Source organism: Rahnella sp. RFA10(1/100) (assembly GCF_004195115.1).
GTDB lineage: Bacteria > Pseudomonadota > Gammaproteobacteria > Enterobacterales > Enterobacteriaceae > Rahnella > Rahnella perminowiae.
In genome coordinates this window covers 589,735-613,984 of sequence record NZ_SEWR01000002.1, presented here as the reverse complement: position 1 = coordinate 613,984, position 24,250 = coordinate 589,735, and the positions used below count along the sequence as shown (strand labels likewise).

The 24,250-nt window shown below is 51.6% G+C and carries 20 protein-coding genes, 1 tRNA gene and 3 pseudogenes; 14 read left to right on the top strand and 10 right to left on the bottom strand.

The features are described from left to right. Nucleotides 1–133 precede the first annotated feature (133 nt). The 7 genes from ETV65_RS09435 to ETV65_RS09405 all read left to right on the top strand — a co-directional run bounded on the left by ETV65_RS09435 (nt 134) and on the right by ETV65_RS09405 (nt 6,958). On the top strand, nt 134–952 hold the full coding sequence (locus ETV65_RS09435) for an ABC transporter substrate-binding protein (RefSeq protein WP_129952611.1): 819 nt from the start codon (nt 134–136) through the stop codon (nt 950–952). 46 nt (nt 953–998) lie between these two features. After that, nucleotides 999–1,712, top strand: a complete 714-nt coding sequence (locus tag ETV65_RS09430; protein WP_129952610.1) for an amino acid ABC transporter permease — start codon at nt 999–1,001, stop codon at nt 1,710–1,712. A 10-nt stretch (nt 1,713–1,722) separates the two neighbouring features. After that, on the top strand, nt 1,723–2,466 hold the full coding sequence (locus ETV65_RS09425; protein ID WP_129952609.1) for an amino acid ABC transporter ATP-binding protein: 744 nt from the start codon (nt 1,723–1,725) through the stop codon (nt 2,464–2,466). 84 nt (nt 2,467–2,550) lie between these two features. Next, nucleotides 2,551–3,714: a M20 family metallopeptidase gene (locus ETV65_RS09420; protein WP_129952608.1), complete on the top strand. Its 1,164-nt coding sequence runs from the start codon at nt 2,551–2,553 to the stop codon at nt 3,712–3,714. Between the two features lie 10 nt (nt 3,715–3,724). Beyond that, nucleotides 3,725–4,822, top strand: coding sequence for a mandelate racemase/muconate lactonizing enzyme family protein (locus tag ETV65_RS09415; RefSeq protein ID WP_129952607.1), 1,098 nt, complete (start codon nt 3,725–3,727; stop codon nt 4,820–4,822). Continuing rightward, nucleotides 4,819–6,003: a Xaa-Pro peptidase family protein gene (locus ETV65_RS09410; RefSeq protein ID WP_129952606.1), complete on the top strand. Its 1,185-nt coding sequence runs from the start codon at nt 4,819–4,821 to the stop codon at nt 6,001–6,003. The genes ETV65_RS09415 and ETV65_RS09410 overlap by 4 nt, the downstream gene beginning before the upstream one ends. A 34-nt stretch (nt 6,004–6,037) precedes the next feature. Further along, nucleotides 6,038–6,958 carry a dihydrodipicolinate synthase family protein gene (locus ETV65_RS09405; protein WP_129952605.1) on the top strand — a complete coding sequence of 307 codons (921 nt, stop codon included), beginning with the start codon at nt 6,038–6,040 and terminating at the stop codon, nt 6,956–6,958. A 59-nt stretch (nt 6,959–7,017) separates the two neighbouring features. Here the strand turns inward: ETV65_RS09405 and ETV65_RS09400 are convergent, their stop codons facing one another. After that, a complete protein-coding gene (locus ETV65_RS09400) occupies nt 7,018–8,220 on the bottom strand; it encodes a gamma-glutamyl-gamma-aminobutyrate hydrolase family protein (RefSeq protein ID WP_129952604.1) in 1,203 nt (400 codons plus the stop codon). Between the two features lie 204 nt (nt 8,221–8,424). Between ETV65_RS09400 and ETV65_RS09395 the strand changes: the two genes are divergently transcribed. Continuing rightward, complete coding sequence (locus ETV65_RS09395; RefSeq protein WP_129952603.1) at nt 8,425–9,633, top strand: pyridoxal phosphate-dependent aminotransferase; 1,209 nt, start codon at nt 8,425–8,427, stop codon at nt 9,631–9,633. A 151-nt stretch (nt 9,634–9,784) separates the two neighbouring features. Then, nucleotides 9,785–9,860, top strand: a tRNA-Asn gene (locus ETV65_RS09390). A 392-nt stretch (nt 9,861–10,252) separates the two neighbouring features. Here the strand turns inward: ETV65_RS09390 and ETV65_RS09385 are convergent. Further along, complete coding sequence (locus ETV65_RS09385) at nt 10,253–10,603, bottom strand: hypothetical protein (protein ID WP_129952602.1); 351 nt, start codon at nt 10,601–10,603, stop codon at nt 10,253–10,255. A gap of 755 nt (nt 10,604–11,358) precedes the next feature. Here ETV65_RS09385 and ETV65_RS09380 point away from each other — a divergent pair. The 3 genes and pseudogenes from ETV65_RS09380 (at nt 11,359) to ETV65_RS09370 (ending at nt 15,070) form a co-directional block, all read left to right on the top strand. Then, nucleotides 11,359–12,633, top strand: coding sequence for an HlyD family secretion protein (locus tag ETV65_RS09380; RefSeq protein WP_129952601.1), 1,275 nt, complete (start codon nt 11,359–11,361; stop codon nt 12,631–12,633). Next, nucleotides 12,626–14,064 (top strand): annotated as a pseudogene (locus ETV65_RS09375) (ABC transporter transmembrane domain-containing protein). The gene ETV65_RS09380 and the pseudogene ETV65_RS09375 overlap by 8 nt, the downstream one beginning before the upstream one ends. A 337-nt stretch (nt 14,065–14,401) precedes the next feature. Next, entirely contained in the window at nt 14,402–15,070 is a 669-nt protein-coding gene (locus tag ETV65_RS09370; RefSeq protein ID WP_129952600.1) for an ATP-dependent Clp protease proteolytic subunit, read from the top strand. A gap of 75 nt (nt 15,071–15,145) precedes the next feature. Here ETV65_RS09370 and ETV65_RS09365 read toward each other — a convergent pair. Beyond that, nucleotides 15,146–16,314, bottom strand: a pseudogene (locus tag ETV65_RS09365) (IS3 family transposase). Between the two features lie 139 nt (nt 16,315–16,453). Then, a complete protein-coding gene (locus ETV65_RS09360) occupies nt 16,454–16,855 on the bottom strand; it encodes a helix-turn-helix domain-containing protein (RefSeq protein ID WP_129952599.1) in 402 nt (133 codons plus the stop codon). 85 nt (nt 16,856–16,940) lie between these two features. Between ETV65_RS09360 and ETV65_RS09355 the strand changes: the two genes are divergently transcribed. Beyond that, entirely contained in the window at nt 16,941–17,876 is a 936-nt protein-coding gene (locus ETV65_RS09355) for an aromatic alcohol reductase (protein ID WP_129952598.1), read from the top strand. 330 nt (nt 17,877–18,206) lie between these two features. Here the strand turns inward: ETV65_RS09355 and ETV65_RS09350 are convergent, their stop codons facing one another. Together ETV65_RS09350 and ETV65_RS09345 are read right to left on the bottom strand one after the other, a co-directional pair. Continuing rightward, the gene (locus ETV65_RS09350; protein WP_129952597.1) at nt 18,207–19,166 is read right to left on the bottom strand and encodes a zinc-binding alcohol dehydrogenase family protein; all 960 of its coding nucleotides are present in this window, start codon (nt 19,164–19,166) and stop codon (nt 18,207–18,209) included. A 149-nt stretch (nt 19,167–19,315) separates the two neighbouring features. Next, complete coding sequence (locus ETV65_RS09345; RefSeq protein WP_015697037.1) at nt 19,316–19,705, bottom strand: RidA family protein; 390 nt, start codon at nt 19,703–19,705, stop codon at nt 19,316–19,318. Between the two features lie 141 nt (nt 19,706–19,846). On the opposite strand from ETV65_RS09345, the gene ETV65_RS09340 reads away from it, so the two are divergent. Beyond that, complete coding sequence (locus tag ETV65_RS09340) at nt 19,847–20,767, top strand: LysR family transcriptional regulator (RefSeq protein ID WP_129952596.1); 921 nt, start codon at nt 19,847–19,849, stop codon at nt 20,765–20,767. Nucleotides 20,768–21,048: 281 nt separating this feature from the next. On the opposite strand, the pseudogene ETV65_RS25140 reads toward ETV65_RS09340, so the two are convergent. The 4 genes and pseudogenes from ETV65_RS25140 to ETV65_RS09320 all read right to left on the bottom strand — a co-directional run. Beyond that, nucleotides 21,049–21,150, bottom strand: a pseudogene (locus tag ETV65_RS25140) (type VI secretion system tube protein Hcp); the annotation flags it as partial. Between the two features lie 164 nt (nt 21,151–21,314). Beyond that, on the bottom strand, nt 21,315–22,628 hold the full coding sequence (locus ETV65_RS09330) for an MFS transporter (RefSeq protein WP_165383714.1): 1,314 nt from the start codon (nt 22,626–22,628) through the stop codon (nt 21,315–21,317). Between the two features lie 15 nt (nt 22,629–22,643). Then, nucleotides 22,644–23,141 carry a YhcH/YjgK/YiaL family protein gene (locus ETV65_RS09325; RefSeq protein WP_129952595.1) on the bottom strand — a complete coding sequence of 166 codons (498 nt, stop codon included), beginning with the start codon at nt 23,139–23,141 and terminating at the stop codon, nt 22,644–22,646. A gap of 170 nt (nt 23,142–23,311) precedes the next feature. Beyond that, the gene (locus ETV65_RS09320; protein WP_129952594.1) at nt 23,312–24,241 is read right to left on the bottom strand and encodes a dihydrodipicolinate synthase family protein; all 930 of its coding nucleotides are present in this window, start codon (nt 24,239–24,241) and stop codon (nt 23,312–23,314) included. Nucleotides 24,242–24,250 lie beyond the last annotated feature (9 nt).

Below are 24,250 nucleotides of genomic sequence, written 5' to 3'. Positions count from 1 at the left end.
GGATGGTGAAGTCTGGTTATAAATCCCCCAAATCGTGCAATTAATGCACCAAAAAAGAGCCTTGACTCACAAATTTAATTGTATTTAATGAGACACAAAGAGCAATCCTGCTCATGGGAAACTGGAGTCTGTCATGTCAAAAAAAGCTTCTTTGCGTCGATATGCCGCCGTCTCTCTGGCCGCTATTTGCCTGAGTGCTCCGTTGTTCAGCCAGGCTGCTGCGCCGGCGCTGGTCAGTAAAGGTCATCTGACGTATGGCACCGCCGCCACGTTCATGCCGTTTGAATTTACGAAAGACGGCAAGCTGAGCGGTTTTGATATCGATCTCATTACCGCCCTGTCGGAAAAACTGGCGCTGACACCGGAACCGATGTCGATGGAGTTCAAAGGACTGATCCCCGCGTTGCAGGGTAAACGTCTCGATATCATCAACTCAGCGATGTACATCAACCCGACCCGTTCTGAGCAGGTGGATTTTGTGCCGTACCTGAAAATCGGCAGCCGCGTCATTGTGGCGAAAGGCAATCCGGAAAAAATCACCGGTCGTGATTTGTCCCTGTGCGGCAAAAACATCGCCGTGACGCTGGGCGGCATTGAAGAAAGTCAGGCGCGTGCAGACAACCAGAAATGTCTGGATGCTAAAAAACCAGCGCTGACCGTGCTGACCTTCCCGGCTGCCACGGATTCTGCCGTCGCAGTGGCACAAAAACGTGCTGATGCAGAATTCCTGTCAACGCCGGGTGCTGTGGCACTGCTGAGCGAAAAAGGCGATACCTTCGAAGCCGTCGGTGCTGAGTTTGAAGCAGACACGCACATCGGTTTTGCCGTGCGTAAAGGCGATACCGAAATGAAATCGCTGCTGGAAAAAGGCCTTCAGGACGTGGTGAAAGACGGAACTTATCAAAAAATCATCAGCAAATGGCAGTTCCCGGCTTCGGTGTCCATTTTCTGAAACCGTAATGTTAAGTAAAGCGTTGCCCTGACATTGAGGAAAGTTCATGTCACTTGATCTTGTTTGGCAATACCTGTTCTCACCGGCGTTCTTTCAGGGCGCATTAATGACCTTGTTATTAACGGTGTGCTCGCTGTTCTTTGGCATTATTGCGGGGCTGGTGCTGGCCCTGCTGCAGGAATCCCGCTTCAGGGCGGGATCCGTTCTGGCCTTCTTCTATCTCTGGTTGTTTCGCGGCACACCGGTGCTGTTCCAGATTATTTTCGTTTACAACGTTCTGCCAACCTTCGGCCTGCGCTTCTCCGCTTTCACCTGTGCGGTGATGGCGCTGTCCTTAAATGAAGGGGCGTATATGGCGGAGATTTTACGCTCCGGCTTACAGGCCGTGCGCAGCGGGCAGCGAACGGCGGGGATGGCGCTCGGCATGACTCAGGGCCAGATCATGCGCAAGATTGTGTTGCCACAGGCCGCGCGCATCGTGCTGCCGCCGATGGGCAATCAGATGATCAGCATGCTGAAGTCGAGCGCACTGGTGTCGGTGATTGCCGTACAGGAACTGCTGCTCATCGCCAATCAGACCGCCAGCGCCAGCTTCCGATATTTCGAAGCACTCTGCGCCGCAGGTATTTACTACCTGGTGCTGACTTCCGTTTTCATGGTCGGACAGGCCTGGCTGGAGCGTTCGCTTGATCCGAAAAAACGCAAAAAACCCGCGCTGTCACTGACTGAACGCCTGCTGCGCAGCAGCACGCCAAACTGAGGAGAAGTCCGTGAGTCAATCCAAACCGGTTCTGGAAATCATCGGCGTCGATAAACATTTTGGCGCACAACACGTTCTTAAAAACTGTTCCCTGAATGTGGTTCAGGGCGAAACCGTGGTGCTGATTGGTCCGTCAGGTTCAGGCAAATCTACCCTGCTACGCTGCATCAATTTGCTGGAGCCGATCCAGGGGGGTTCGATTTTCTTTCGCAATCAGGACATCACCCACGCCAGTATCGAGCCGCATAAATTACGCCGTGACATCGGCATGGTGTTCCAGAACTACGAACTGTTTTCCCATCTGACGGCGGCCGAAAACATCATGCTCGCGCCGATGACCGTGCTGGGCGTCAGCCGCAGTGAAGCCGGGGCACAGGCCCTGGAACTGCTCGGCAAAGTACGAATTCCTGATAAAGCCGATTCGTTCCCTGATGAACTTTCCGGCGGCCAGCAGCAACGTGTTGCCATTGCCCGTGCACTGGCAATGAAACCCAAACTGATGCTGTTTGATGAACCCACCTCTGCGCTTGACCCGGAAATGATCCGCGAAGTGCTCGACGTGATGGCCGATCTCAGCGCCGAAGGCATGACCAGCATTGTGGTCACGCATGAAATGGGCTTCGCGAAACGTGCAGCCAATCACATCGTCTTTATGGAAAACGGCGAAATCATCGAAAACGCGACCGGCGAAAAATTCTTCGGCGGCGATGTCAGCCTGCGGGCACAACGTTTCTTAGATCAAATCTTGCATTGATCCTTTTCAGCACCCCCAAAACATTTATGGCGCCCTCACCAGGGACCTGACTTTTGCCACAAAACTGTTTTTCAGGAGACACCGATGAGTCTTTCATCGCCCGATATCAGCAGAATGAAACGCGACCTTGCCGCACTGGTGGCGATCAATACCGAAAACCCGCCGGGACGTGAACGCGAGGCAGCAGAGCTTATCAGCGCCATGCTGAGCGACATCGGCTTCGACATGACGCTCAGCGAGTACGCACCGGGACGCACCAACGTGATCGGCAGGCTGGCAAACGGCAACGGCCCGTGCTTTGCCTTTAACACCCACCTCGACGTCGTACCGGCCGGTGAAGGCTGGCATCAGGATCCGTTTACCCTCACCGAACGCGACGGGCGGTTGTATGGCCGCGGAGCCTGCGACGCTAAAGGCCCGCTGATCGCCATGATCGAAGCCATGCGATGGCTCGCGGCCAACCGCAATGACTGGAGCGGCACACTGATGGCGATTTTTGTCGCCGACGAAGAAGTCGCCAGCGAAGGCGCGAAGTTTTATGTGCGTGAAGCTCCGGCGCATATCGATTACGTGGTGATCGGCGAACCGACCTCCAACACCACATACTCGGCGCACAAAGGCAGTTTACGTCCGCTGGTTCGCGTTCATGGCGTCACCGCGCATTCCGGCACACCGGAGCTGGGGGAGAACGCTATTTTCCGTACCGCGCAACTGCTCGGTCTGGTGGAAGAAACGCATGAACATACCGTGCGTTGTCGCTGTCATCCGCTGGTCGGTAACGCCAGCCTGACGGTCACGCGCATTAGCGGCGGACATGCCGATAACGTGCTGCCGGGCGCCTGCGAATTATTGCTCGACCGACGGATGGTGCCGGGCGAAGACGAGAACGCCGTGAAACAGGAAATTCAGGATTTACTGCAACTGGCGCAGGAAAAATTCGGTGTGCGCAGCGAAATACTCACCTACAAACCGACCACCGGCGGTGCGACCGAAACCGATTCTGACGATCCGATTGTGCGGGCGGGCGTTGAAGCCTGCGCCGCGCAGGGCAATCCTGAACCCGGACCGTTCGGTTTTCAGGGGGGATGCGATCTGGTGCATTTTCGCAGTCTGGGCACTAAAGGCATCATCATCGGCCCCGGTTCGCTGGCCGTCGCGCATAAACCTGATGAATTTATCCCCATCGATGAATTCGTGGCAGGCAGCAAAATTTACTGCGATGTCGCCTTAAAAATGCTCAAACGCTGAGGGGAAAACAGTGAAAGCGACCTTATATCGCGCCGACCTGCGGTATCCGCATCTGCAACTTTATACCGCCTCGTCGGGCCGTGTGCCGGGGCTGGACACCTTGTATCTGCTGCTTGAAGACAAAAACTTCAACGGGCTGGGCGAAGTGCGCATCAACATGGCTTATCTCAATGGTTACAGCGCCGAACGGGTGTTGAGTGATGCGATCCGCGCGTTGCAGCAACTGGATCTCAGTCAGCCTGCCAGCACAATTTTGCTCAATCTGCCGCAACGGCTGACGGGCTTTCTGGCACCGACACGCATGTTGCTGGATATCGCGCTGCATGATCTGATCGCGCGTCAGGAAGGCATCAGCGTGGCGCAACTGGCCGGCGCAGATAATAGCGAAACAGTGAGTTATCACACCAACCAGACGCTGTTCTGGACGCCGATGGCGCAGATGCTGCAACAGGCGACGGCGTATGTGGATCGCGGTTTTACACAGCTTAAACTGCGCGTCGGCGTGGCTTCGTTCGAAGAAGATGAAACACGGCTCAGTGCGCTGCGCCGACGTTTCGGGCACGAAATCAGTTTGTCCGCAGATGCCAACGGCCAATGGCAGCCGGAAGCGGCCCGCAGCCATTTAATCTCGCTGGCGAAGTTTGAAATGAGTTATCTCGAACAGCCGGTTTCTGACGCGAATGCGCACTATTATCCGGCGCTGGCCGAAGCCAGCCCGGTGCCACTGATGCTCGATGAAAGCATGAGCAGCGAGGCAGATTTAGAACGCATTTTGCGGCTGAACGGTAAGATTATGGCACATCTCAAACTGGTCAAAATGGGTGGCATTGCGCCGACAATGGCTGCCGCACGACGTCTTACGGCAGCGGGCGTGCCATTCATGATTGGTCAGATGAACGAAGGCGGTGCCGCTACCGCCGCCGCACTGCACGTCGCCCGAGCCTGCCAGCCTGCTTACGCCGAACTTTACGGTGCCGACGGACTGGGCAACGACCCGGTTCACGGCCTTTCCTATCATCAGGGATTACTCAGCAGCCCGCCGGGCGCGGGGCTGGGTATCCACTTCACCCCTTCCCGTACAGAATTCATTCAGGAGTTTGAACAATGACAGCAACATCATTACCCGATACGGGCCGCATCGTACCAGGCGCAGAATCTGCGTTTCACGAAGAAGAATATCGGCAGCGCATGGCGAAGGCGCGTCAGTTACTGGTGAAAGCCGGTCTGGACGTGATGGTGATCACCGGGCCGGAAAACATCTTTTACCTGACAGGCCAGCAAACACCGGGCTATTACACTTTCCAGATGCTGGTACTGCCGGTGGAAGGCGAACCGGTTTTCGTTATCCGCCAGCTGGAGTATTTCAACTTCATCTCCAACACCTTTATCCGCGATGCGGCGATTTATACCGATGGCGATAATCCGGTGAATTTCCTGCTCGATGTGCTGAAAGCGCGTGGCTGGATGAAGAGCCGGATCGGTATCGATAAACGCGGCTGGTTCCTGCCGATCGCAATATACGAAGCCTTACAGGCTGCAATCGGCACGATCCACGATGCGGCTGGTGTTATCGAACAACTGCGTGCCGTGAAATCAGCCGCAGAACTGGAAAAAATGGCGCACGCCGCCCGTTACGTTGACGCCGGCATGCTGGCAGGCCGCGCGGCGATTGCCGCAGGTGCGACAGAAAACGATCTGGTTTCCGCCATGATGGGCGCGGCGATTGCCGCCGGTTCCGAATATATGGGCATGGAACCGCTGGTCTCCAGTGGCCCGCGCACCGGTGTGCCGCACGGTACATGGCGTCGTCGTAAAATCGTCGAGGGTGACCCGATTTTCCTTGAAATGGCTGCCGCTCACGACCGTTATCACGCGGCCCTGATGCGCTCCGCCTGGCTCGGCAAACCGCCAGCCGTGGCGCTGGAAATGGAAAAAGTGTGTCAGGAAGCGTTGCAGGCTGCACTCGATGCCATCCGCCCGGGCGCGACATGCGAAGCGCCGCATCTGGCCTGTCAGGCCGTTATCGACCGCGCTGGCTACACAGATAACTTCAAAAAACGCACCGGTTATTCGATTGGTATTTCGTTCGCACCGGACTGGGGCGAAGGCGCGATCCTCAGCCTTTACAGCGGCATCACCACCGAATTACAGCCAGGCATGACCTTCCACATTCCGCCCGCATTGCGCATTTACGGCGAATTCACCGTTGGCGTTAGCGAAACCATTGTTGTGACTGAAACCGGCTATCGCGCCCTCGGCACAGTGGATCGTCCGCTGATCTTACTTTGATTTTGCTTTTAACCAGATGATGGGAATTGAATAAATGAAAGACATCAGTGAAAGTCAGGCGCGCCTGAAAGGTATTTTTAATATTACCGTGACGCCTTTTACGGCAGGCGGTGAGTTTGATTTCGCCGGGTTATCCCGCAACATTGAGCGGGTAATCGGCCTCGGTTATGACGGCATTTTGATTGGCGGCACGTACGGGGAATTCCCGGCGATGACCGCAGACGAACGCGCCACGCTATTCCGCCATGTGATGGAAGTGGTGGGTGACCGCGTGCCGGTGATGTTGTGCAGCGCAGGTTCAGATGCCCGCGTCGTGCGCGATTTAACACAACTGGCAGGCAATCTGGGTGGCCTGCCGATGGTCACGCCACCGTTTGTTTCTGAAGTGACTGACGCGCAAATTATCAGCTTCTTTAAACAGATGGCACCGTTATCACGCACCGGAATTCTGGTGTATAACGCGCCGGGCATCGGCATTACGTTGCCGCCGGTAGTGCTGGAGCAACTGGCAGACATCAACGGCGTGGTGGGTATCAAACAAGGTGACCTGAACCCGACGGCCATCGATCAGATTGCCAGCCGTCTTGGCGGGCGTCTGCGCCTGTTCTGCGCCTCCGATCTGGCATTTTTAGGGCCGATGATGTGTGGTTTTGACGGCATCAGCACCACGAACAGCGGCGCACTGCCGGAAATTATTCTGGCAACCTATCGTGCGCTGGAAAGCGGCGATGCCAGCACAGCCCGCGAACTGCACCGTCTGTGGTATCCGTACCGGGCGCTGGCCCGCCGTTTCGGTCAGCCTCAACTGGTGAAAGCGGCCATGAATCTGCGCGGTTTTGATGGCCACCATGTCCGCGCCCCGCTGAGTGATCTGCAAGCTGATGTGATCGGGCTGGTGGAGCAGGAACTGCGCCGTCTGGCCGCCGATCCGCGTTCCGGCGTCACACTGAAGTAGTCCACTTTAAGCAAAAATCCCCGTCTTTGAAGGCGGGGATTACTCATGGTGCCGTTAATTTATCCGTGCTGTGCTGACGCCGCTTGCAGAAAAGCTATCAGCAACGGGTGAGGTTTCACGGGCAGTGATGACAACTCCGGGTGGCCCTGTACGCCGAGGTAAAACGGATGGCGTGTGAATTCGATTCCGTCAGCAATCTTGCCGGTGGCATCGGTCCCGCTGATCAGTAATCCGTGATTTTCCAGATCCGGTTTCAGTTCAGGTGCAAGGTGAAAACGGTGGTTGTAGCGTACGATAAATTCATCGCCAAGAATATCATGCAACCGGCTGCCGGGGCGGGAATGCATCCGATGATCCCCGAGGCGGTGCACCGGAAATGCTGGCATATCCGTCAGCGGCACAAAAGTTTTAATATCAGCATCAGGATCCGCTTCCGCCAGACTGGCTTTCGCAGAACCCATCATGTTCTGCACGATGGCCGTCGTCATGGTTTGCATGCCCAGGCACAGCCCGAGAACAGGAATATTGCGATTGAGGGCATAATGCGCGGCACAAATCTGTCCGGCCACATTACACATCGCGGAGCCGCCCGGCAGTAAAATGCCATCGACGTTTTCCATCACCTCATGCAGATGAGCTTCCAGCACCTGGGGCGCGGCATATACAATATCAAGCGACACAGATAAAGCATCCGCGGCATCACCCAGCGCAGCGAGCGTGGCCGGATAGGTCGTGCACTGCTCGGACTGCACGCCGACCAGCGCGATACGCAGCGAAGTGGTGGTTTGTGACGGCGTATCGTGGTTTATCCAGCGCCCATAACGATCACGCCACCAGTATCCGGCGGCTTCATCCGTCAGTCCGTGCCGTCTGAACACATACCCCTGATTTTCGCGCTCAACCGTAATCAATTCATAGTCAAACGCGTTTTCGCGAACCTGCCGTGCAATTTGAGTGAACTGAATGATCTGCGTTGGCCCGAGGGGGATCACCATATCCCCGGTGCCATACGTCTTCAGCAATTCCTCCAGCTTCATCACCTTACCGGCACTTTGCAAAATCAGCCGTTCTGCCCAAAGCAACCCGCTGGTGACCAGTTGCCCTTCACCCACGACGTGCTGACAGGCATCAGGATAGTGTGCGGTATCCCAGCTCACCGGCAGATGTGCCAGCGGTAAATCTTTTTGTGCCGCCAGTATTGCCGCCATCGCGCCGTACAGCGATGGCTCAGGTGTGTCATGTGCAACAAAAATAAAAGCCATAAGACAACCTTGAAATATAAATGAAAAGTTCAGACAGCCCGCAGGCTCATCGCCAGCAATACCCCGCAGCCCTGCCGTTTTCGTCAGTAAAATACAGCTCAGTACGCAGAAATCATGAGCAAAGCAAAAAGAAGAATGGTAAGTTTAAATTGGTTTTAATGATTCACATAATACAATTTTGTTATTATTCATACAGGGGAAACAATGTCTGCTGAATTTCTTGCACCTCGTTTGCGTCGTGTGCGCCCTTCGCCGACAGCGGTGATTTCCGACCAGGTTCGTGCGCTCAGCGCGGCGGGTACTGATGTCATCAACCTGGGCGAAGGTGAGCTGGATTTCGATACTCCCGCACATATTAAGCAAGCTGGCATCGACGCGATTGTACAAGGTGACACAAAATACACTGCCGTTGCCGGTACCGCCGCGCTTAAACAAGCCATCATGGCTAAGTTTAAGCGTGAAAATAGGATCAGTTACCGCCCGGACGAAGTCATCGCGGGAAGTGGCGCCAAGCAACTCATTTTTAACGCACTTTTGGCCACCGTTTCGTCTGGCGATCAGGTGATTATTCCTGCCCCTTACTGGGTGTCTTATCCGGATATGGTGGCACTGTCGGAAGGTGAACTGCGGATTGTTCATTGTCTGGAAAGTGATGGCTGGAAATTGCAGCCGGAAGTTTTAGCCGCCGCAATCACCCCGAAAACACGTTGGGTAATCCTCAACTCCCCGAACAATCCGACCGGTGCAGTCTATTCAGCTGCCGAACTCCACGCACTGGCCGCCGTTCTGCTGGAGCACCCGCAGGTGCTGGTGATGGCAGACGACATCTACGAACAAATTTGTTTTGTGCCCGGTATTTTCGCCACACTCGCCGAAGTCGAGCCTCGTCTGAAAGAACGTATCCTGACCGTAAACGGTGTTTCTAAAGGTTATTCAATGACCGGCTGGCGTTTGGGTTATGCAGGCGGCCCCGCGTGGCTGATTTCTGCCATGCAAATTTTGCAGTCGCAAAGCACTTCCAACCCCAGCTCCATTTCTCAGGCCGCGACTGTTGCCGCTCTGGAACAGGGCAATGAATTCATCGCAGAATGGATCGACATCCTGACGCACCGCCGCGCCTTGATCATGAACTGCGTGAATGCCATTGACGGCCTCAGTGCCGAAGCGCCGCCGGGCGCATTTTACGTTTTCGCTAATTGTCAGGGGATGTCAGGTAAAACGACACCTTTAGGTGATATTCTCAAGACAGATGAAGATTTTGCCGCTTATTTGCTGCAATCAGGCCACGTTGCCACGCTTCAGGGTTCTGCTTTTGGAGCGCCGGGTTATCTGCGTATTGCTTATGCCATTGATGACAACCGGTTGCAGGAAGCCTGCGAGCGGATCACCCGCGCTTGTCGCGCATTGCGTTAAGACCGAAAAAGACCTGACTTAATATGAAAGCGGGCCTTTTTGACTCTATTCTCAACAAGTTGGCTAAAGTACCAGCAAACGCACGCATTTATACAGTTTCCCCTTTGACATGCCACGGGGCAGTCGTTATTATTCGCCCCGTTCCAACGATTCCTCTGTAGTTCAGTCGGTAGAACGGCGGACTGTTAATCCGTATGTCACTGGTTCGAGTCCAGTCAGAGGAGCCAAATTTAGAGAAGCCCGCTTAAGGAAACTTAAGCGGGCTTTTTGTTTTTTGGCGTTTTTGACCGGCGGTTATGAGCGAGGAGCGGACATTGCCGCATAATAGTCTGTACAAGGGGTTTGGGCTTCGGGCAGTTTGGAGAACGGATATTCTTGTACTTTGAGCGTATTTTTTAACCAATCGAAGAGCGTAAGGAATTGATCTGGCATCAATGGCTATCGCTTTTAAGTTCTTAAGGCTGGTTGAGTCCTTTTATGTACGACGCGCTGACATGTGGCCAACGTTTTCGGACTTTGAACGTCGTGGATGATTTTAACAGCCAGGTTTTGTCTATCGAAAATGACCAGAACTACCCTAAAGTCGTTATTACTTCAGGGTAGTTTTTATGTAAACTATTTACCAATGGCACTGACCATTGACACTGTTGGCATTAGAGTTGCCGCCAAACGCTCCACCATTATTATTCGAGCCTCTGTCCCTGCAGCCAATATAACCTCCAATGGCTCCTGATATACCGCCATAAACAGCACCTTCTCCGGCCCCTGATATTGCACCAGCTGCTACACCAACGGGACCGCCAGCCAATCCTGCTACTCCACCTCTTATTCCATTCGCGACTGCTCCGCCAGCGGCACCAGCGATCCCACCTTTTACTGCTGCTCCACCGCAATGTCCACCTTCATAATTGGAATTAGCATTTCCTCCGGAAACAATGCTAATTTCCTTTTGTGTAAGCTCTCTTAACATTTTATTTATCCTTAATTGGTATTATTTTAGAAGTGATAAAATTAGATATAATTACAGCTACAGCTACAGTCAAAAAAATCACTAATATTGGATGCGAAATATAAAAAACAGTTCCAGAAAGGCAATATATTACCAATGATGTTATTGAAGCACACAAAATAAGCCTCAATAAGCTATTCTTAATAAGAAGAATCATCTACCAGCCTCATCATCATTAAGTAAAAATCCCAACAGTATGTTGGTGATTATTTCTCAGCTACTCGTTTACTTCTCCGTGAAAGCTCCCAAATAGTTATACGCTCAAAAGTAAGCTCTTTGTCAGTTTTGTTTTATTTTGTTACATTTAATCTCATTTTCTTAATATTTAATTGATAAGCGTTATTTTTCTCGTTTCTCTTTGCCCTTCATGCTACGAGAACAGTAGGTTTTTTAAGATACTGTAATTTATAACTAAAATCTCTTTATTCACCCGATATTTTTTGAAACTGTTAATCTTTTTTTTGAAGTATGTTTGTTGAGTAAAGTTATCTAACAAAACAGGAGTACAATCCTTCACTGGAAACAGCCTGCATCAACCTAAGCTCGATGGTTGGCCTTCTTATATTGTCACGTGTGATAATTCATTAATCTTTCGATGAAAATAGAGGGTTAGAAGATCAAAAGGACTGATGAACAAACGCTTGCCGGAGCAATATAATGTCATGGCATAATAAACGTGACGCATCACATACCAACTCGCTAAGGAAGGGCAAACCGTGTTTCGCCAGGAAGCGATTGATAGTCAGAAAATGAAATGGCGTGGTAGAGCGCTACTCCTCCCCGGAATTCCCTTTTGGGTCACAGCATCCTTATGTCTTTTATTTATTACAGTCTTCCTGACCTGTGTCATCACCGTAAACTATACCCGCAGAGTCAACGTCACCGGAGAGATTAGTACCTATCCGCGCGTGGCAAACGTCTATTCCGGAGTTCAGGGAGTGATTGTTAAAGAATTTGTTACTGAAGGGCAGGTAATCAAAACGGGCACGCCTATTTACCAGATTGATGTGAGTAAAAGTACGCGCCGCGGCGTGGTCAGCGACAACCAACGCCGTGATATCGATAACCAGCTTGAGCGCATTACACAAATCATCAGCCGACTGGACAGCAGCAAAAAAGACACAGTCGAGATGCTGGAGAAACAAAAGGCACAATATACCGTTGCTTTCCAGCGCTCCACCGACATACTGCGGCGCGCCGAGGAAGGACTCCGTATTATGAAAGAGAATATGCAGAACTATCGGCAATATCAGACCAAGGGGCTTATCAATAAGGATCAACTCACCAATCAGGTGGCGTTGTATTACCAGCAGCAAAACAATCTATTGGGTCTCACCGGCCAAAACGAGCAAAACTCTCTGCAGATCACCGCTTTGGAAAGTCAAATCCACACACAGGCCTCAGAATTTGATAACCAGATTTATCAAATGGAACTACAACGCTACGAACTGCAAAAAGAGCTGCTGAATATCGATGCCGGCGGAACCATCATCGTCCGTGCCCTGGTTGACGGTCGCGTCGACTCCCTTAGCGTCACGGTAGGGCAAATGGTTAACGTCGGCGACAGTTTGCTGCAGGTTATCCCACCCTGCATTGATCATTACTCTCTGGTACTTTGGGTACCTAATGATGCTATTCCCTATATATCCCCAGGGGACCGAGTCAACATTCGCTATGAGGCCTTCCCTTCTCAGAAATTTGGGCAGTTCGCCGGCACGGTGTCAGTGATTTCCAAAGCACCGGCGTCACCGCAGGAAATGCTGACCTATCAGGGCGCCCCCAAACCCGCGCTGACCTCTGCAGTCCCTTACTACAAGGTGATTGTCAGACCAAAAAAGCAGACCATTATGTATAACGGTAAACGCCTGAACCTTGAAAACGGTATGAAAGCGGAGAGCACACTATTTTTGGAAAAAAGAAAGATATATCAATGGATGCTATCACCGTTCTACGACATGAAACACAGCGCGTCGGGACCGGTCAATGAGTAGGCTCTCTGTCAAAAAACTGCTCGGCCAGCTCGACATCCGGCTGCGACAACGCGTCCCGCTAGTTCATCAAACTGAATCCTCTGAATGTGGTCTCGCTTGTCTGGCGATGATCTGCGGCCATTATGGCAAGAACGTCGATCTGATTGCGCTACGCCAGCAGTTCAACCTCTCGGCGCGTGGCACCACGTTGTCCGGATTAACCGGTATCGCCGAACAACTCGGTTTGTCCTCACGCCCCCTGTCACTGGATATTGAAGATCTCAGTGCGCTAAAAGTGCCGTGCATACTGCACTGGGAGTTTAACCATTTTGTCGTTCTGGTGAGCGTCAGGCGTAATCACGTGGTCATACATGACCCGGCCAGAGGCCGAAGGACCATCAACATGGCGGAGGTGTCGCACAGTTTCACCGGCGTGGCACTCGAAGCCTGGCCAGGCGCTGCATTCAAAGCAGACACTGTGCAAAACCGGCTCAGTCTTAGCACGCTGATGGGAAGCGTACACGGCCTCAAAGGGACGCTAGGCAAGATTTTTTGTCTGTCAGTGGTGATTGAAACCATTAACCTTGTGATGCCGGTTGGTACACAACTGGTGATGGATCATGCGATCCCTGCCGGCGATCGCGGACTGCTGACCTTAATCTGCGCGGGGTTGTTGTTCTTTATTCTGCTGCGGGCGGCAGTCAGCATGGTGCGTTCCTGGTCCTCATTGGTCATGGCGACACTCATCAACGTCCAGTGGCAATCCGGGTTGTTCAATCATTTGTTGCGACTGCCCCTGGGGTATTTTGAACGCCGTAAACTGGGGGATATCCAGTCGCGCTTCAGCTCGCTGGATACATTGCGCAGCACCTTCACGGCCAGTATTGTCGGTGCCATTATGGACATTATCATGGTGGTCGGCGTGTTCGTGATGATGATTTTGTACGGGGGCTGGTTAACCTGGATAGTTATGACCTTCACAGCCCTATATGTACTCCTCAGGCTACTGACCTACGGTTATTACAGGCAACTGTCAGAGGAGTCTTTAGTAAGAAATGCCCGCGCCGGTTCCTATTTTATGGAAACCCTGTACGGGATCGCCACAGTCAAAATGCAGGGGATAGCAGAAAGACGCAGTGCCCACTGGCTCAACCTCGAAATCGATACCATCAATACCGGGATCCGGGTGACTAAGATGGACATGCTATTTGGCGGCATCAACACCCTTGTCTCAGCCTGTGACCAGGTGGTCAAAAACAACGACTGTTCCTTGCTCGGGCGATTTACAAGAAACCTGCAGTCTTGTTCTTAGATGAGGCTACCAGCGCCCTGGACAAAGAAAGTGAGACTATGGTGAATCTCGCGATCAAAACTTTAGACATCACAAAGGTAATCATTGCTCATCGAGAGACGACGATAGCTTCGGCAGACCGGGTAATTTATCTGGAATGAGGATTTCAGCGTTGCGCTCACACGCAAAATAGCGTTAAAAATCTTCGTTTCATGTAGTATCTTTGCTTTTAACTTTTCAAAAACACACACGCGTACGCAGGAACCGGCAATGGAAGTGGGCAGTCATTACCTAAACATTTTTCCCTTTGCCTTTTATGATCATCAGTCCTGCTATGCGTTGAGTATTTTGTTTATCTTTGCCGTGTGCAGCAAACTGATCGCGTTTTTAACAAATAGCCCAGTGAAGAGTTTTATAAAGATAGTTAGGTATAATTTATTGGTTTTCATCCTAGCGGTTATCCGTTGTGAATACCCATTTAACTAAGAAACTTAAAAAATGAGAAAAATATTAATAGCATTTATTGCAGCTATTGCCTCTACAGGTGTGAATGCAAATGTCGTTTCTATCCGGGGTGATACGGTAACAAACGGTGAGGTTAACGAAGTCGGGGTTTACTTTAACGGCTTAGTAAATAATCAAACAGTGACCTGGTTGATATCCTCGCTTGCGGATGTCCAATCAAACTATCGCAACGTAAAGAACATTGACCTTTACCTTAACAGCGACGGTGGAGATATGGATGCAGGATACGTAGCATACGAGGCTCTTCGAAAAACTCCTCAAAAGCTGAGTATTATTAACGCTTCTATGACAGGGTCAGCAGCCACGATGATTTACTGCGCATCGAGTGACCGCTACACCATGCCCATGGCGAGATTCATGTTGCATCCCGCTGCATCGGGTTATGAAAAAGTAGACTATATGAAACCTGATCAGGCACAAAGGATCTTGGAGGAAGATGACAGTTACAACGCATTGTTGCGAAAGGTCTACACATCTTGCACAAAGCTTACTCCTGCTGAATTGGAGAAAATAACAGCTTCCGAGTCCGGACGCGTTATTTATAGCGCAGAGCAGGCAGAGAAAAATGGTTTAGCCAATAAAGGAGTAAAGGATAGCCACAGTTACCCGTTGACATATTTCATTACGGACTTTCAGAGTTAATTATTCACTACCTGAGCCGTGTCTTTATAACGGTTTATAGCTAATTCTAGCTAATGGGAAACTGTATTGAAGTGGTCAACAAAAACTGGCCACCGCGTTAGAGTTTTTCCAGTATCGATTTTCTGATTCGTTTGGTGGCAACCCACCGTTATATTCGTGCGGCCTGAGTGCGCTGTAATATTCAACGATATAGTCCGTTATGGCGTGAGTCGCATCGCTGAAGCTTACGTAACCTGTCACTGGCACCCGTTCGTTTTTCAGACTCCGGAAGAAGCGTTCCATTGGGCTATTATCCCAACAGTTTCCACGCCGGCTCATACTCTGTCTGATCCGGTAGCGCCACAGTAACTACCGGAACTGCCTGCTCGTATAATGACTGCCCTGACCGCTGTGGAACATCACTCCTGCGGGCTTACCCCGAGTTTCTCATGCCATTTCCAGTGCTTTCATGGTGAGTCTACTGTCCGGCGAGAACGACATTGCCCAGCCCACTGGCTTTCTTGCAAACAGATCGAGAACAACAGCGAGGTATGCCCAGCGTTTGCCTGTCCAGATATAGGTCACATCACCGCACCACACCAGGTTTGGCTCTGTTACGGCGAACTGTAGCTCAAGGTGATTCGGGATAGCAACGTGTTCATGACCACCACGCTTATACCGGTGAGTCGCCTGCTGGCAACTGACCAGCCCCAGTTCTTTCATGAGCCTGCCAGCAAGCCAGCGCCCCATCGGGTAGTCTCTCTGCGTTGCCATTGTGGCGATGCTTCTTGCTCCGGCCGAACCGTGGCTGATGCCATGCAGCTCAAGTACCTGACTTCGTAACACAGCCCGTCTGCCGTCTGGTTTTTCAGGACGGTTTTTCCAGTATTTATAGCTGCTGCGATGAACCCCAAACACATGGCAGAGAGTGGCCACAGGATAACGCGCTCTGAGTTTCCCGATTATCGAGAACTGTTAAGGGAGTCTGACATCAAGAGCGCGGTATCCTTTTTCAAAATTTCGTTTTACATTTCAATACGTTGTATCTTTTTCTTCAGTTCGCGTATTTCGATTTTTTCCGGTGTTATCGGAGAGGATTTTGGTGTTTTGCCCTGACGCTCTTCACGCAGTTGCTTGACCCATTTTGTCATCGTGGAAAGACCGACATCCATAGCCTTAGCGGCATCAGAGACGGTGTCGTTTTGACCGACAACCAACTGAGCGGATTCGCGTTTGAATTCAGGACTAAAATTTCTTCTTTTCATTGGAGCACCTGTGTTTAGCGATTAGCAGCCATAACCGCATTTTTTCAGGAAGACAATATGGTGAACAGCCTGCTTTGATTAGAGTTTCAACATTCATAAAGTCCTCTAGCCTCTTTCTGCCAGTCTGTCACCTCAACATTCAATCACCGTCGTACTGTGCTCTTGCTACCCGGAAATAGCTGGCGGATGTGATAATCCAGGACCATAAAGGTAACATCCGCAGAAGCATTTCTTTTCCCATATCTGTAATCGCATAAACCACCCGGGGCAATTTTTCCTCGTAATCATAGCGGGATATAAGCCCGTCCCGCTCCAGATGGCGCAGTGTTCGCGTCAGCATTCTTTGAGTGACATCCGTAAGGTAGCGGCGTACCTCTCCATAGCGAAGAGGTCCGTTGGTACCGAGAATATGCAGCACGCCCAGCGACCAGCGATTACCTGCATGCGCCAGGATCTCACGTTTTAGGCCCTCATCATCGTTGCTTAATTCCTCACAGAATTCCTTTGAAAATTGCAACAGCGCTTCCCGTTCAGATTTCATATCACCTCCAGTATCATGTGTGTGCCTAATTGAACCAGGCCATGTCAGGTGTCAGGATGACGTTTTAATACAACAGGAAGCAAGAATGAATTCCGAAAAAAAACCGATACATACTGTTCTTGTACTCGGAGCAGGAGAGCTTGGTATTCAGGTATTGAGAGCGATGAGTAATAAAGCGCATGAACATACCCATGTAAAAATTAGCGTGTTACTCAGAAGTGAAGCCGCTCATGCCGTTTCTGGTTCACGCAGGGCACGGCTGGATGAACTGATGAAGCTTGGAATCGCTGTGGTCGAGGGCGACCTGCAGGAAAACAGTATTGATGAGCTGAGTGAGCTATTTGGTTCTTTCGACGCCGTCATCAACTGCAGTGGTTTTGTCGGCGGGCCGGGAACGCAGATAAAGATTACGCAGGCGGTATTGAAAGCGGCTGTAGTCCGCTATTTCCCATGGCAGTTTGGCGTTGATTATGACGTTGTCGGTAAAGGCAGCGGACAACAAGTCTGGGATGAACAGTTTGAAGTTCGCCACCTTCTACGCCAGCAGAACGCGACAGGGTGGGTCATTGTATCTACAGGTATTTTTACCAGCTATCTGTTCGAGCCCGGCTTTGGTGTGATTGACGCACAAAGTAAAACTGTCTGTGCTCTGGGAGACTGGCAACATGCGGTAACGCTGACCACACCTGAAGACATCGGCCAGTTGACTGCAGACATTTTCTTCCATCAGCCCACTTTCCGAAACGAGATTGTCTATATTGCAGGTGATACCCTGACTTATAGTGAACTTGCTGATTTAATGCGTGCCTACTGGGGCACTGAAGTAAACAGAACATTACTGGACGGGAAAAAGCTTCAGGATGATGTCCAGCACAATCCTCAAGATGTCGGGGCAAATTACCGACTTGCTTTCGCGCGGCCTGACGGAGTGGCCTGGAATAAGAGCAATACTTACAATCAACGTAAGGGAATTGCAACTACAACGGCCAGTCAATGGCTTGCAAAACAGCATGGCATGTAGCACTTCGGTACTGTTAAAAGCACAACCTTAAGCGGTGCATACCAAAATCAGATGCCGACGTTGTTAATATATTGCTCTTTGTTTTCAGCGCAAAAAACATCTGGCAGTTTTGCTGACAAGGCGATTTGCCCACATATCCCAAAAAGGCCAGAACTTAAAGTGTTAGCCCTAACATACTTAGGGCGTGCCTTTGCCTTGGTTCAACGTTTCAATGTCTGCTTTTGGCACAGAGCGGAAATTTCAGCTTTGCCCTCCCCCTGACATCTGAACTTAGCCTTGATACCAGAACTCAGTAATTAGCCCAGCGCACCCATACTGGTCAAACGCGCCTCATGGCTTCATAACGATGCGGCCAAGCGGTTTCGCTGTCTCGGCGAATTCGTGGGCCGCGGCAGCGTTGGCCAGGGGGAAGATGCGGTCAATGACAACCCTGATGCGCCCTGCGGCTACAGCCTGCAACATGTCGTCCACACTTGCCCAAACTCCGGGTCTTTCAAAAAGGGGTCCCATGAATACCCCCATGAGTGTCTGGTTAGACTGCATTGGCGGCCACAAGTCGACAGTCAGGCTGCCACCGCCCGCATTACCGACGAAGACGAGACGTCCTTCCGGAGCGAGTGCAGCAAGCGAAGCAGGCAACGTCGTCCCCACCGGATCGATGACGAGGTCAACACCAGTTTCATGGGTGTACTGTCGGACACTGTCCACAACGTTATTCTCTGCACGATCCACGACATGATCGGCACCAAGTTCAAGCAACCGGCTTCTTCGCTGCGTTCCGCTTGCCACGGCGATGACCGTCGCGCCTGCTTGTGAGGCAAGCTGAACGGCTGCGAGCCCCACGCCACCCGCTGCTGCCTGAATAAGGACGGTTTCTCCGTGCCGGAGCATGCCTCGTGTGAAAAGGCAATGATGCGCGGTTCCAAAAGAAATCGGTAACACCGCCGCTTCTGCCGTATCTACCCCATCGGGTCTAAGCCAGGTTCGTTCCGCAGGCACAGCCCAACGTTCCGCATGTGATCCCTGCATGTTAAAAGCGGCGACTCTGTCCCCAACCTTACGGCTACTGACTTTCGATCCGACTGCAATAACTGTGCCCGCGGCCGCGTAGCCGACGATCCATGAAGGATGAGGCGGCGGAGTTGAACGGCGGTTGATCAGATCCCCACCTTCAATCGAGATAGCCTCGATAGAAATCAGGATGTCGTCAGGCCCTGTGACCGGATCTGAGATATCGACATATTTCAGGACGCCGGGAGCGCCTTCCACATCATAAACCGCTGCTTTCATAAATTTTCCTCTGTCTTATCAGTAAATGCGGCCCCGTCTGGCAAACCATCCCGATCCGGCCTATAGCACGTCAGAAATCTCTCTGTTGCCTCTACAGGCAGCGCGGGCTGCCCTGTTGAATTTTCGACGGACGGAAAGACCCATAACGCTTAGGGCAGCCTGGCAATCACCTTAATCTCAAACTTGAATCCGTAAAGCCACGTCACGCCGATCCCGGTCAACGTAGGGTAAGGCGCTTCCCCCCAATATTCTGGCAGGATACTCCAGATAGCGTCGAGGTTTGACTCGGGATCGACGACAAAGAGGGTAACGTCAACCACGTCACCGAACGTACAGCCCGCAGCCGTGAGAACAGCATTAAGGTTATCGAATGCCAGCCTGATCTGCTCTTTAAGATCCTGTTCAGGCGAACCATCCTCCCGGCTACCAACCTGCCCCGAAACAAACAAGAAGCCGTTAGATTTGATGGCCGGTGAATACCGATTGCGCTCATAGAGCGCCTGTCGCCCGAAGGGAAAAACTGCTTCACGTGTTGTCATGTTTGTACCTTTGCAATGGGGCGAAATCTGCCCAATGAATATAAAGACACTTTACAGGTGCCAGATCGGGTGGATAAACAAGCGACTTTGTTCATCATTGTTTGTAAAATCCAAACAATCGGTAAAAAGAGAGGGTAAGGAATGGATCGTTTCGATGCGATGCGCGCCTTTGCTCGTGTGGTGGAGGCAGGTAGCTTCACAAAGGCTGCCCAAACACTTCATATGAGCAAAACCACGGTGACACAACTCATTCAGCAGTTGGAAGCGCGGCTGCGCGTCAGGTTACTCCATCGCACCACCCGCAAGCTTGGTGTCACTCCTGATGGAGCGGCTTACTACGAGCGCGTCATCCGCCTGCTGGCGGACATGGATGATGCTGAAAACAGCCTGTCAAGTACGGCGATTACGCCCAGAGGACGGCTACGGGTGGATGTGCCCAGTCCGTTGGCCCGCCTTGTGCTGGTGCCGGCGCTACCGGCTTTCCACGCGCGCTACCCTGATATCCAGTTCGACATGGGCGTGAGTGACCGGGTGGTGGATCTGATCGGCGACAATGTGGATTGCGTCCTGCGCGGTGGCGAAATCAACGACCAGTCCCTGATCGCACGCCATGTCGGCGATTTGCAATTCGGCGTCTACGTCGCCCCCCGTTATGTGGAACGCCTTGGCGCCCCTGCGCACCCGCGAGAGCTGGAAAACACTGACCATCGCATAGTGGGATTCTTGTCCTCACGCACCGGCAAGATTGATTCTCTGGTACTGCACTGTGAGAGTGAACATATTGAAATCAAGAGCAGCTATGTGCTTGCAGTGGATGATGGCAATGCTTACCTCGAAGCTGGGCTAGCTGGGTTAGGCGTGATTGCGCTGCCAGTCTATATGGCGGCAGCACATCAGGCTTGTGGCTCCTTGATTCCGCTATTTGAACATTGGCGTATTAATCCAATGCCCCTGTACCTGGCATTTCCGCCGAACCGCCATGTCAACGCCAAACTGCGAGTTTTTATTGATTGGATCGTTGAATTGATACAGCAGCATGTCCCCAATTCCAACAATAAGTAACGACGTCCCAGCCCCCCTGATTCGCTCATCAGCGTCGATTGGTGGTCATTTTGGTGGTCTTGACAGAGTAAGAATTAAGGTTTAGCTTACTTATTAGCCAGTTACTGGCTAAGGCGATCCCAGTCAGAGGAGCCAAATTAGAGAAGCCCGCTTAAGGAAACTTAAGCGGGCTTTTTGATTTTCATAAAACTGAACAAACCTTTGTATAATTTAAATTCAACGAGTTAGCGTGAAAAGTCTTCCCGATGCATTTTAATTCCCCCTCCGCATCGGTATTGTCTAATGCCGGTGACCTTCACATTTCCCATCAGAATATTGAAATACTCGGTTTCAACCCCCGCGTCTAATATGCGATACATTTTAATTTCAGCAGATTTAAGGGTGAGTTCGCGCGCTGTTTATTGTTTGGCAATCGCGCCATGCCGCGATTACGTCAGACGTCCCCCCGCTCAGATTGGTATGTCCACTTCTGAACGGAGAAATATCAGAAAACAGCACTCATTAAACGCCCCGATAGCAAGGCGTTTAATGCAGCTTACGGTTGTCATTATCTCGACATTGTCACCAGAATCGGCTTTTTCACGAACAGTCCGTAGCTAAGCGCACCCAGCATCAGTAAACCGGCACCGAGGAAGAAGACGTTGGTGAACTGTCCGGTTGCATCAAGGATAATTCCGGTGACGATCGGCGCACAGGCTGCCCCCAGGAAGCCACCAAAGTTCTGAATTGCCCCCATTGATGCCACCTGCTCTTTCGGCGCAATGTCTGAAGCCAGCGTCCAGATCACACCCTGCGGCAGCTGCGAGAAGAAGTAGCCAATCGACAACAGTGCGATACTCAATGTTGTGCTGTGCACGAACGGTATTGGCGCAACAAAGCAGGCCGCCAGCGCAGCACCGGCAACAATCGGCACCTTACGCGCGGTAATGGTTTTCACACCGCGACGGATAAGACGGTCAGAAATGGCCCCGCCACACAGCACGCCCAAAATCCCCGCCAGGAACGGAATGGCCGCCAGCCAGCCGGTTTGTTTCAGGCTAAAGCCCAGCGATTTCTCCAGATAACCCGGCAGCCAGGTCAGGTAAACCCAGATGGTAAACATGATAGAAAAGTTACCGATCACCATAAACCAGGTGGTTTTATGTCTGAACAGCGCCCCCCAGCTCGCCTTGTTATTGCCGTTAACGTCGGTCACCGACTTCTGCACCCACTGAGAATTGGCGTGGATCACCTTTTCTTCGCGCTCGGTCGGATTGCGGTAAAATTTCAGCCAGACCAGCAGCAGCGGAATCCCCGCCAGGCCAATGGCAATAAACATGCCGCGCCAGCCGAGCGTTAACAGCAGCACGGTCAGGATTGGCGGCGCAATGGCATTGGCAATCTGCGAGCCGGTATTGATGATGGAGGTCGGCAGCGCGCGCTCTTTGTCAGAGAACCAGCGGTGAGTGATCTTGATGCCGGAGGTAAAGAACGGTGATTCGGATATGCCCAGCAGCATGCGCAGGGCATAGAACATGGAATAACCATTAACGAAACCTGCCATCACCGTGAAGGTGGACCACAGGCCCACGCCCCATGAGAACATTTTTTTAGGCCCAAAACGGTCAACCAGCCAGCCCGCCGGCAGGTTTGCCAGCGCGTAAGGCCACAGGAATGCCGACAGCAGCAGACCCATTTCCGTCTGGCTGAAACCAAACTCTTTAGCAATAGTCGTATTGGCGATACTTAAATTGGCACGGTCGAGGTAATTAATCACTGCCGCCATTAACAAAATAAAAATAATGCCCCAGCGCAAGCGTGAAACAACAGGAGCGGCCGTTTTAACCAGAGGTGCATCGAGAGAAGAGGTAGCATCTTTCATAATTTCAATCATCCACTATGGGTTATTCATAAATAAGGCATCACTGAACAGGCTCAGATGAATTTTAATCACAGCTTTACGAATAAAAGACTCGCTTTGGGTATTACAACAAGGACGATGTAAATCTTGCGGAAAGAAAACGGCAAACATGCCGGGTTCCAGATGAATCAGCGATTCATTATTCGTTTCCTGGTAAAACACGATGTCGTGCTTCTCCGCCCGGTCTTCTGCCACCTCATGCTCCGCCGCACCACGCGCCACACCGATGGTTTCTTCTCCCTGCAAGAGAAATTGAATATCGACAAACTTGAAATGTGACTCAGCGCGCATTTCATGAGCAGGAACGGTATTCATTTCCTGAAAAAGACAAAACATCTTGCCCGGAATAATATCGAACTTCCCTGGTGTTAGTGTTGAGAAATCAGTTTGAGTAATATACTCAATACCTTTATTAATAATCGGATGGAAAGCGAATTTTTCACGTTCCCAGTCTCTCAGGCAACATACGATCATGTTGAATAATCCTTTTATATTTATTTATATCAAGGGTCGGATTACGGCTAAAAATGTTATAAATTAAAACTTACTGCCCGGAAGCGTAATCATTTGCAAGAATATTCGACCAGGCGATTAATCAGCGGATAAGACGGCTGCTCATCCGCATCACTCACCGCTATCGTCTCTTATACGGCAGCGATTTTTTTCTGCCACAGCGCAGTGCCGCTGTGGATTTGATCCAGCAATACCGTCAGTCCCCAGAACTTTTCCAGCACATTGTCTTTATTCACCCGGCAGAACTCGCTGTCGAAAGTGCCCAGACGCTGATGATAAATCTTGGCATTCTTCGGATACCCTAATGTTTCCGTCACCGCGCCCAGCGACAGGAAAATGGCTAACTCATCGGCGAGTTGCGGCTGGGTTGCCGCCTTGTGATACAGCCAGCTGTAAAGCTCGGGATGAAAATTGGTGAACACGCCGCTGAATCCTTTAGACCCCGCCTGCATCGCCGGATAAGCGATCGCGGCGTTAGCATTAATGATGTTCAACGGCGTATTCGCCACCAGCTTCACACGGCGGGTAACGGTTGCCAGGTCACAGCTCACGTCTTTCAGTACAACGAAGCGGCCGGTGTTAGCGCAGTAAGTGAGCTCTTCGTCGGTCAGCAGGCGGCGATACGGTGCAGGACACTCATACAGTCCCAGCGGCATAGATTCAGGCAAAACACTCAGCAACTTATCCAGCGTGGCGAAGAAGGTCTCACTGCCCTGATTTTTCGGGTCAAGATGATTAGTGACCAGTACCAGTGCGTCGGCTCCGGTTTTCGCCATCGCCTTCAGCTCACTGATTTGGTCATTAATATCATCACTGATGTGGCCAGAGGCAATCACCGGCACGCGCCCAGCGACGTGTTTCACCACAAACTCCGCCAGCTCAACGCGCTCTTGCAGAGTCAGAAATTGCATCTCGCTCGACTGACACACGGCAAACAGCGCATCGACACCTTTCTCAAGATACCAGTCGATCAAACGGGTCAGGCCAGGGTAGTCAATCTGGTTGTCTGCGGTGAAAGGGGTCAACATCACCGGCACGATACCTTCAATACTTTTAGTCATTACTGCTCC

Bases quoted from the DNA above. Each gene is read 5' to 3' on its own strand.
- ETV65_RS09385 (WP_129952602.1), bottom strand. From the start codon at position 10,603: ATGTTAAGAGAGCTTACACAAAAGGAAATTAGCATTGTTTCCGGAGGA.
- ETV65_RS09435 (WP_129952611.1), top strand. From the start codon at position 134: ATGTCAAAAAAAGCTTCTTTGCGTCGATATGCCGCCGTCTCTCTGGCC.
- ETV65_RS09330 (WP_165383714.1), bottom strand. From the start codon at position 22,628: ATGAAAGATGCTACCTCTTCTCTCGATGCACCTCTGGTTAAAACGGCC.
- ETV65_RS09405 (WP_129952605.1), top strand. From the start codon at position 6,038: ATGAAAGACATCAGTGAAAGTCAGGCGCGCCTGAAAGGTATTTTTAAT.
- ETV65_RS09420 (WP_129952608.1), top strand. From the start codon at position 2,551: ATGAGTCTTTCATCGCCCGATATCAGCAGAATGAAACGCGACCTTGCC.
- ETV65_RS09320 (WP_129952594.1), bottom strand. From the start codon at position 24,241: ATGACTAAAAGTATTGAAGGTATCGTGCCGGTGATGTTGACCCCTTTC.
- ETV65_RS09400 (WP_129952604.1), bottom strand. From the start codon at position 8,220: ATGGCTTTTATTTTTGTTGCACATGACACACCTGAGCCATCGCTGTAC.
- ETV65_RS09325 (WP_129952595.1), bottom strand. From the start codon at position 23,141: ATGATCGTATGTTGCCTGAGAGACTGGGAACGTGAAAAATTCGCTTTC.
- ETV65_RS09355 (WP_129952598.1), top strand. From the start codon at position 16,941: ATGAATTCCGAAAAAAAACCGATACATACTGTTCTTGTACTCGGAGCA.
- ETV65_RS09340 (WP_129952596.1), top strand. From the start codon at position 19,847: ATGGATCGTTTCGATGCGATGCGCGCCTTTGCTCGTGTGGTGGAGGCA.
- ETV65_RS09410 (WP_129952606.1), top strand. From the start codon at position 4,819: ATGACAGCAACATCATTACCCGATACGGGCCGCATCGTACCAGGCGCA.
- ETV65_RS09370 (WP_129952600.1), top strand. From the start codon at position 14,402: ATGAGAAAAATATTAATAGCATTTATTGCAGCTATTGCCTCTACAGGT.
- ETV65_RS09350 (WP_129952597.1), bottom strand. From the start codon at position 19,166: ATGAAAGCAGCGGTTTATGATGTGGAAGGCGCTCCCGGCGTCCTGAAA.
- ETV65_RS09395 (WP_129952603.1), top strand. From the start codon at position 8,425: ATGTCTGCTGAATTTCTTGCACCTCGTTTGCGTCGTGTGCGCCCTTCG.
- ETV65_RS09430 (WP_129952610.1), top strand. From the start codon at position 999: ATGTCACTTGATCTTGTTTGGCAATACCTGTTCTCACCGGCGTTCTTT.
- ETV65_RS09360 (WP_129952599.1), bottom strand. From the start codon at position 16,855: ATGAAATCTGAACGGGAAGCGCTGTTGCAATTTTCAAAGGAATTCTGT.
- ETV65_RS09345 (WP_015697037.1), bottom strand. From the start codon at position 19,705: ATGACAACACGTGAAGCAGTTTTTCCCTTCGGGCGACAGGCGCTCTAT.